Source organism: Pseudobdellovibrionaceae bacterium (genome assembly GCA_015163855.1).
Taxonomy (GTDB): Bacteria; Bdellovibrionota; Bdellovibrionia; order Bdellovibrionales; family UBA1609; genus JAAOIH01.
Map to the genome: position 1 here is coordinate 1 of JAAOIK010000045.1, position 8,348 is coordinate 8,348.

General features: G+C 31.9%; 6 protein-coding genes and 1 tRNA gene. 5 read left to right on the forward strand and 2 right to left on the reverse strand.

What is annotated here, in order from left to right:
• Positions 1-6: 6 nt before the first annotated feature.
• Positions 7-83, reverse strand: a tRNA-Asp gene (locus HAW63_05610).
• 169 nt (positions 84-252) lie between these two features.
• Between HAW63_05610 and HAW63_05615 the strand changes: the two genes are divergently transcribed.
• Positions 253-702 (forward strand): hypothetical protein, encoded by a 450-nt coding sequence (locus tag HAW63_05615; protein ID MBE8163445.1) that lies wholly within the window; start codon positions 253-255, stop codon positions 700-702.
• 8 nt (positions 703-710) lie between these two features.
• Here the strand turns inward: HAW63_05615 and HAW63_05620 are convergent, their stop codons facing one another.
• Positions 711-1,745 carry a hypothetical protein gene (locus HAW63_05620; GenBank protein MBE8163446.1) on the reverse strand — a complete coding sequence of 345 codons (1,035 nt, stop codon included), beginning with the start codon at positions 1,743-1,745 and terminating at the stop codon, positions 711-713.
• A 52-nt stretch (positions 1,746-1,797) separates the two neighbouring features.
• Here HAW63_05620 and pyk point away from each other — a divergent pair, with 52 nt between their 5' ends.
• The 4 genes from pyk to galE form a co-directional block, all read left to right on the forward strand.
• On the forward strand, positions 1,798-3,282 hold the full coding sequence (pyk, locus tag HAW63_05625) for a pyruvate kinase (protein ID MBE8163447.1): 1,485 nt from the start codon (positions 1,798-1,800) through the stop codon (positions 3,280-3,282).
• Positions 3,283-3,556: 274 nt separating this feature from the next.
• Positions 3,557-5,443: a S8 family serine peptidase gene (locus tag HAW63_05630; protein MBE8163448.1), complete on the forward strand. Its 1,887-nt coding sequence runs from the start codon at positions 3,557-3,559 to the stop codon at positions 5,441-5,443.
• A 41-nt stretch (positions 5,444-5,484) separates the two neighbouring features.
• Entirely contained in the window at positions 5,485-7,509 is a 2,025-nt protein-coding gene (locus HAW63_05635; protein ID MBE8163449.1) for a sulfatase-like hydrolase/transferase, read from the forward strand.
• Positions 7,506-8,348 (forward strand): UDP-glucose 4-epimerase GalE (gene galE, locus HAW63_05640; GenBank protein ID MBE8163450.1); only part of this gene is annotated, 843 nt, incomplete at its 3' end. The genes HAW63_05635 and galE, both read left to right, overlap by 4 nt.

Here is an 8,348-nt window from a genome sequence, read left to right on the forward strand (position 1 = left end):
AAAAATTGGCGGGGCGGACGGGACTCGAACCCGCGACCTCCTGCGTGACAGGCAGGCATTCTAACCAGCTGAACTACCGCCCCAGCGGTAACTTAAAGTCCTTTAAAAGATAGTACTAAGTAGTTAATTGCGCAAGCTAAAAAATAGCTATTATAGACTGTCGAATTGTCTAATTTCTATACATAAAATATCAACATACAGGGTTTAAGTTTATGTTCGAATAGCCGAAAAGTTGGTATATAGGGAGGCAGTATGAGTCCTAAGGTAGTTTTATATATTCAAGAAGATAGTGAAACAGAAAGTTTGGTACTAGAGTTTAAAAGCTGGGCATTAAATAAAAATCTTCAGTATTCTGTTGAAGGTTCTCAGGCATCTTTACCTTCTGGCGTAAGTGCTCCTTCCATTGGTGAGACTTCGGGAGAGGTCGATTCGGATAGTAACTCTAAAGACTGGGTTTCTGGGCAAAGCTTTGAATTAATGGAAAATAAATTTTCCATGTCTAGCCATGCAAAAAAACAACAAATATTAAGTCTAGATGAGGTGGAGGCCAATGTAATTAAAGAGGCCATTCAAGCTTATGAAGGCAACTTAAGTCAAGTTTCTAGAAAATTAAAAATTGGTAGAGCCACGCTGTACCGCAAGTTAAAACAATATAATATTGTTGCTTCCCAATGGATGCAAGGCTTTAAAAAAGCGGCTTAAATCACCTCTTAGTAACAATTTTTAGCAAGACTAACTTTATAAGGGCTTAGCCATTTTTTTTCTTGGCTTGTTTCTAATTTACTAATAGCGGTTTTAGCTATATGTACACCTTCTCGCTTATTTAGCGAACACAATTGCTTAAGAGCAACAAGGCCCAAGTTATATTTTTTAACTGCAAAAAAACTCCAAATGGCTTGTTCTAAAGTATTTAAATTTTTACTCTTAAATCGTATTACTTTTGCATAATATCTAGAACTTAAGTTGTGATTGTTTTCTTTGTAATACTTATTGGCTAAGGTTTCTGCCACTAGTAGGGATTTAGGAAACTTTCTTCCTGTATAAAAAAGTAATTTTTCTCCACTTCCTTGTTTTTTCTTCTCTAAGTTAATAGACAAGTAAACAAAGAGGGCGGGCAAGGGAGAGGTTTTATTGTATTTAATGGCTTTTTTACACCATATAATGCTTTCTTCTATATAGTCTTGTTTAAAATAACTAAGACACAAATTTGCTAAAGCTTTTTTGTTATTTTTACTCATCTTGAGAAAATTTTCTGATAAATTTTGTAAGTCATAATAGTTATTTTGTTTTTTTAAAATTTTAGATAAAGCATTGTAAGGAGGTAGAAAAGTGGCTTTTATTTTAATAGATAATCTTAAATGTTTTATTGCTAAATTAGTTAGTTCGGATTGTGAAGCCTTTTTTACATTCTCTTTTTGATAAAGTCTTGCTAAGGCAAAGTGACTAAAGTAGTCCTTTGGGTTTTTGCCCACAAGGTGTTTATAAATATTTTTTTCTTGTTGTAAATTATTAGTTCTTTTAAAACAATAAGCCATTTTTTTTAACCAAATAGAGTCTAGCTGGTTAATATGATTATTTAAAACAGCAATAACTTTAGCACATTGCTTTTGTTTAAAGTACTTTTTAGCAAGGCTAGTTTTTTTAGCAGTTAGTGCTTTATTTGCTTCCGCCTTATAGGGCAGGTTAAGAAGCAAAAAAAGAATTATTACTAAGTTTATATTAAAAATAGAAAAAAGAGCTTTCATAAAAGAAAATGTATGCTTTAATGATTGTTTAAGCAAGCTTTAGGGTAGAATTATGTTATTAAACTTCAAGCACACAGCAAAAAGACGAGCTAAAATTGTAGCTACTTTAGGGCCAACCTCTTCAGATAGAAGTGCGTTAAAGAAGTTAATATTGGCAGGTACTAATGTTATGAGATTAAACTTCTCTCATGGCGATCATAATTTTTATAAAAACATTATTAAAACCATTAGAGAGCTTTCTTCAGAGCTTAAAACACCTGTTAACATTTTACAAGATTTACAGGGGCCAAAAATTCGTATTGCTAAATTACCGAAGTCTATTTTATTAAAAAAAAATCAAAAGCTAGTTTTTGGTTTCGAAAAAGATGTGGCCGCTTTTATTAAGAAGCCAAGTGCTATTTTTAAACAGCATAAAAACATCAGCGATATTATAATCCCTGTAGATTTTAAAAAAGTGGCTAGCACTTGTAAAAAAGGGAGTAAAATTTTAATCGATGACGGACTAATAGAGCTAAAAGTTTTAGATATTAAAGGGTCATTGCTTTTGTGTACAGTAATTTATGATGGCGAACTACATTCACGCAAAGGTTTTTGTATTCCAGGCGCACTTTTACCTCTAGACCCATTAACTAAAAAAGATTTAAAAGATTTAAAGTTTGGTTTAGATCATAATGTAGATTCGGTAGCTTTAAGTTTTGTTCGTAACCCTAAAGACATTTTAAAACTAAGAAAATTATTAGTAAAATATAAAAAAGAGCATGTTCAAGTTATTTCTAAGATAGAAATGCTAGGAGCCTTAGACTATTTGGATGAAATTATAAAATGTAGTGATTCTGTTATGGTGGCCCGCGGGGATTTGTGTGTAGAATTAGGAGCCAGCCGTTTGCCTGCGGTACAAAAGCAAATTATTTCTATGGCTAATAAATATAACAAGCCTGTTATTACTGCCACACAAATGTTAGACAGTATGATTCACAACCCAAGGCCAACAAGGGCAGAAATTACTGATGTGGCTAATGCTATTTTAGATGGTAGCGATGCAGTAATGCTTTCGGGAGAAACAGCGCAAGGGGCTTATCCTGTTAAATGCGTAAAAACTATGCATGATATTATTTTAGAAGCAGAAAAATCTTTACCGTACTATCAACACTTATTGTCCTCTACAAATACTATTGCCAGCGTGGGCGAAGCCATTGCTGCTAGTGTTTGTCTATCGGCAAAATATTTAAATGCAAAAGTAATTATTTGTTTAACCACCACAGGGCAAACGGCTACGCACATTTCTAGTTTTAGACCAAAGGTTCCTATTATTGCAGCTACACATTCCAAAAATTCTTTAAATCAATTGGCTTTAGCTTGGGGAGTTAGCAGTATATCCATTAAGGCTTATAAAAATTCTGCCGATGCTTTAAAACAAATTCAAAAAATCTTATTAAAAAAAGCTATTGTTAAAAAGGGAGACTTGGTGGTGCTAAGTTTAGGCTTACCTGTGGACCAAGCCGCCTCTACTAATTCTTTAAAAATCCATAGAATTTAGACTCTGCAACTATAAAACTTCATAAAAAAAACTATGGGGAGTAATAACTTTTTGTTATTATTAATTTCTCTCAAAAGTTTGAAGCCCTGTTTTTAAAATAGAAAATAGCTAATAATATCAATGGATTATAAAGCTATTTTAAAAAATAGTGAAATAAAAATCTTAGCCACATCGCAGCAAAAACTCCTAGCCTTTAGCCTGCAAATTGTAAAAAATATCCGAGCTTTGTAAAATTTATACATCTGTAAAAACAACAACGAATAAGGGGATTTTAGTGAAAGCACAAGCATATATTTTACAAATAATTATTGGTTTAATGGGGTTATCCTTTAACTCTTTATCTTATGCACAAAGTGTTTCTTCTTCCGCCGAGTCGACTCGTTATATAGTACAAGTTTCTGATTTGGTATATACGGCTATTGCCGAAAGTGTTTTTTCTCCTCAAGCAGAATTTACCATTCCTTTTGCATCGTCTATTTTAAATCCTTTTTTAAAAAATAAAGAGGTTGTAGATAAAATCAAAGCCGTTTCTTTAAGTCGCATTTACAACAACATAGCCCCCGAGTATAAAGATATGATTTCTTCTATGGGAGCAAACAGTCAAGCCTTTGCCCTTGGCAATTCTTTTACAGCAAACCCACAGGTAAAGCTATTGCCACATTTGCAAATATTGATTGTTGATTCGGCATCTTTTGATAAAGAAGCTGTATCTCAATTTTCTGGAATAGAATTAGTACAAAAAGACAAATACTTTTATTTGTATGGTGATGCAACTAATAGAAAACAAAACTGGATGCTAGATAATACTAAGCTAAGTCAGTTATTAGAGGTATTTGCAAATAGTAATAAAAATTTAAGTGTAAATAAGAAAAAAACCGTATCAGAAATAGAAAAAAAGTACGGTAATTTTTGGGCCTTAGAAGCTATTCAAGCTCGCCAAGCTTGGAGCACTTATAATAATCTTGGGTCTAATGTTCGAGTGATGGTGGCAGATACTGGGGTGGACACCAATCATCCCGATTTATCAGAGGCTTTTGAAAAGGGAAAAAGTTTTGTTATTGGCACTAAATCTTTTGCAGATGTCGAGGGGCATGGCACTCATGTGGCAGGTACTGTTTTGGGTAAAAGTTATGGAGTGGCACCAAAAGCTAAATTACTTGTAGGAAAAATTTGTGGAAATGTAAATGGAGGAGTCAGTTGTTCTTCTAGTGCTATTTTGCAAGCTTTAAATTGGGCCATTGAGGAAAAAGTTGATGTAATTAATTTATCTTTAGGTAGCGATATAGAAAAAAATAAAATGTTTAAACCGGTTTACCAAAAAGTGGTTAAAAGTGGAAGTTTGGTAGTGGCGGCGGCTGGAAATGCGGGAAGGTATATTAAAAACAAAATTTCTTACCCTGCTGGTTATCAAGAGGTAATTTCTGTAGGTTCTGTAAAAGCAGTGGAAGATCACTTCGAAAAAAGTCATTTTTCGCAATATTCTAGTCGATTAGATATTGTTGCTCCAGGAGAAAAAATTATTTCTACAGTGCCGTTATCTAGTTTTAAAGAAGTATTAACTTTGCATGTTAAAAACGATAAAGGGGAAGAAAAGGCAATACCAATGTTATCGACTCTAGTAATGAATTCTACTAAATCTAGTATTGCAAAATCGGAATTAGTTTTTAGTACAGCCCCATACATAAATGGTAAATTTGTTTTATTTTCTTTAGATAGTAGTATGACAAGTCCAAAAATTGTACTAAACAAGCTACAGTCTTTAGACAGAAGAGGTGCAGCGGCGGTATTCTTTGTTGGATCTTTTAAACTAAAACAATGGGTGACTAACATTTTGGCCAAGGAACATTTTTCTTTTATCTATTATCTAGTTCCCGAACAGATAGGAAATAAATTACATAAGATTATTACCAATCCACAAGTAACTATGTCTTTTAGTCTGCAAGTGAAAACCAATATTAAATATTATAAGATGTCAGGAACTTCTATGGCTAGCCCCCATGTTGCTGGTATTTTAGCCTTAGCTAAATCTAAAAAATCGGGATTAGATTTTAAAGAGGCAAGGCTATTGTTAAAAACTAGTGCAAAATCTGTATCTTCAATTACTAATGGAGTTGGAGCTGGCTTAGCTCAAACTAGTGATTTACTAAGTTTAATGCAATAGTTAAAGCTTTACTATTGTTTAAGTTTTGTTACATTTAGTTGGTGAAAACTTTCATAAAAAATTTTTTTTCGCAAGGCCCTTTATTAGTGAGTGGAAAAATTTTTCTATTTACTTTAGTGCTAAGTTGGCTTTACCGCATTGTCTTTTTTTCTGTTTTTGCCGATGCCACTATTTTTCATTCCATATCCGACTTACTTTATAGTTTATATTTATCCTTAAAATTAGATATTCGTCTTTCTATATTAGTAATAGCTCCCTTTTTTTTACTGTGGCCTTTGTTTAAAAAAATAAAAAAGAAAATATATACAATATTTTGGTTGGGCGCTTATTTTATTTTTTATTTTTTCTTATTATTAGTATTTATTTTTGATTCTATAAATTTTGACTATCTAGGTAGTAGATTATCCTTTAGCAGCATGCGATTTTTTAATGATTTTAAAACTTCTTTACAGGTGGGTTTAGATTACTATCCTGTATTTTCCATACTTATTGCTTTAATAGCCGTTTCTGTATGCGTGTTTTTTGTATTAAAGCGCATTTTTTTTCCTATTAAAAATTCAGGGATTATAAAATTAAATAAGCTTCAGTATTTTTGTTTATATTTTATAGTTTCTTTTATGATGGCCTTAGGGATTTACGGAAAAATAGCTCCTCCTCCAGCACTTAGGTGGTCAGATGTTTATTTTTTAAAAAATAATTTTTTAATTAAAGCCACTTTAAACCCCTTGTTGTATTTTTATGATTCTAGCCAATGGAATAGTGTGGCTTATGACATAAACGCGGTAAAAAAAATATATCCATACTTAAAAAAAACTTTAGGCATTTATAAAAAAACAAAATCTATTTCTTTTGACCGAGTCATTAAGGCAACCGCTCAAGGCAAGTTAGATAAAAACACTAATGTGGTTGTAATTATTATGGAGTCTTTAGCTAAGCATAAAACCAGCTTAATGAACCCTATGAATTCTACTCCTTATTTAAAAGCCATTGCTAAAAACGGAGTGTATTTTAATAATTTTTTTACTTCTACTATGGGAACAGCGCGAGGGGTTTTTTCTACAGTTAGCTCTGTACCAGACCCTAATTTTGGAAGAAAAGGAACCGCTTCTAGAAATAATAATTTGCCTGCACAAAATTCGGCTTTTAATGCTTTAAGCGATCATAAAAAATTCTATTTTTTAGGAGGATCTTTAAATTGGGCACAAATGAGAGGGGTACTTCATAAAGCCATACCCGATATGACACTGTTTGAAGAGGGTAGCTATAAAAGACCAAATACAGATGTATGGGGTTTGTCTGATTTAGATTTAGTAATTGAGGCGAACGAAGTATTTAAAAAACAAAAAAAACCATTTGCGGCTATTATACAGTTTGCCAGTTTTCATAGTCCATTTAGTATTCCAAAAGATAAAAAATCTTTTCAATTAGTGAAAAAGCCTTTAAAAGTTTTAAAAAAAAATGGCTTTCGTCATTTAGCAGAATATAATTCTTTACGATTTTCCGATTATAGTTTGCATTACTTGATGGAACTTGCGAAAAAAAATAAATATTTTGATAACACAGTATTTGTTATTTTGGGAGATCATGGGCTTTCTATTAGAGGAGACATGGCCTATGTGCCTCGGTATATTAAAGATTTTCAGTTAGGTTATGCCATGACTCCTTTAATTTTTTATGCTCCTAAAAAACTAAAGCCAAAAATATACACCAAGTTTGCTTTGCAAGTGGATGTTTTACCTTCGGTAGTTGCCGCTTTAGGAAAAAGTTTTGTTGCAACAGGGTTTGGAATAAATTTATTTAATAAGTCATTATCAAGAAAATATATAATCACTCAGCCAGGGGCCGGACCAGAAATAAATCTTTTTTATAAAGATAAAATATTACAATACAATATTGCGGCAAAAAAAACAGCGAAAACGGCTTTTTTAAATCCATACCGATTAACAGCAGTAAGTGATTTTCCTTATACTGATGATTTACAAGAGAGAATTAAATCTTTGCATGAAGCTATGAAGTATATTTTGCTTCATAATAAAAAAAATAATGAAAAATTAAGGTCGTTATGAAAGAAAAAATTTTAGTAACTGGTGGAGCTGGGTACATTGGCAGTCATGTAGTAAAACAATTACTAGAAAGTAATACTTGTGAAGTAGTAGTTATTGATAATCTTTCCACAGGATTTATAAAAACAATAAAGCAATTACAAAGTATTAAAAATTTTTCGTTTTTTAAAGAAGATTTAAAAAACCTAGATAAAATAGAAGAGATTTTTTGCAAAGAAAAAATAGATTCTGTTTTGCACTTTGCTGGCAGTTTAATTGTTCCCGAATCTATTACCAACCCATTAAAATATTATGATAATAATGTTATAAACTCGATTAATCTAATTAATTTGTGTCAAAAATATTTGATTCATAAATTTGTATTTTCTTCCACGGCAGCGGTCTATGGAAATATTAGTGCAGACAAGATCCCTGTACAAGAGTCTTTAAATACCCAAGCCTTTACTCCTTATGGAGAATCGAAGTTAATGGTCGAGAAAATTTTAAGTAGTGTTGCAAAATCTAATGAAAAATTTAATTTTGTAGCTTTACGCTATTTTAATGTGGCAGGTAGTGATGAAAGTGGGTTGATTGGCCAATCCACTTTAAATAGTACGCATTTAATTAAAGTTGCGGCCATGACTGCAACTGGACAAAGAAAAGAAATGGAAATTTTTGGTAATGACTATGATACTAAAGATGGCACTTGCGTTAGAGATTTTATTCATATTAGTGATTTAGCAGATATTCATATTAAAGCTTTAAATTTTTTAAATCAAAACAAAAGTGAAATTTTTAATTGTGGTTATGGGCATGGTTATAGTGTTTTAGAAATTGTTAACACAATGAAAAAGGTAAGTGGG

Coding starts and splice junctions, on each gene's coding strand:
- HAW63_05615 (MBE8163445.1), top strand. CDS start 253: ATGAGTCCTAAGGTAGTTTTATATATTCAAGAAGATAGTGAAACAGAA.
- HAW63_05620 (MBE8163446.1), bottom strand. CDS start 1,745: ATGAAAGCTCTTTTTTCTATTTTTAATATAAACTTAGTAATAATTCTT.
- pyk (MBE8163447.1), top strand. CDS start 1,798: ATGTTATTAAACTTCAAGCACACAGCAAAAAGACGAGCTAAAATTGTA.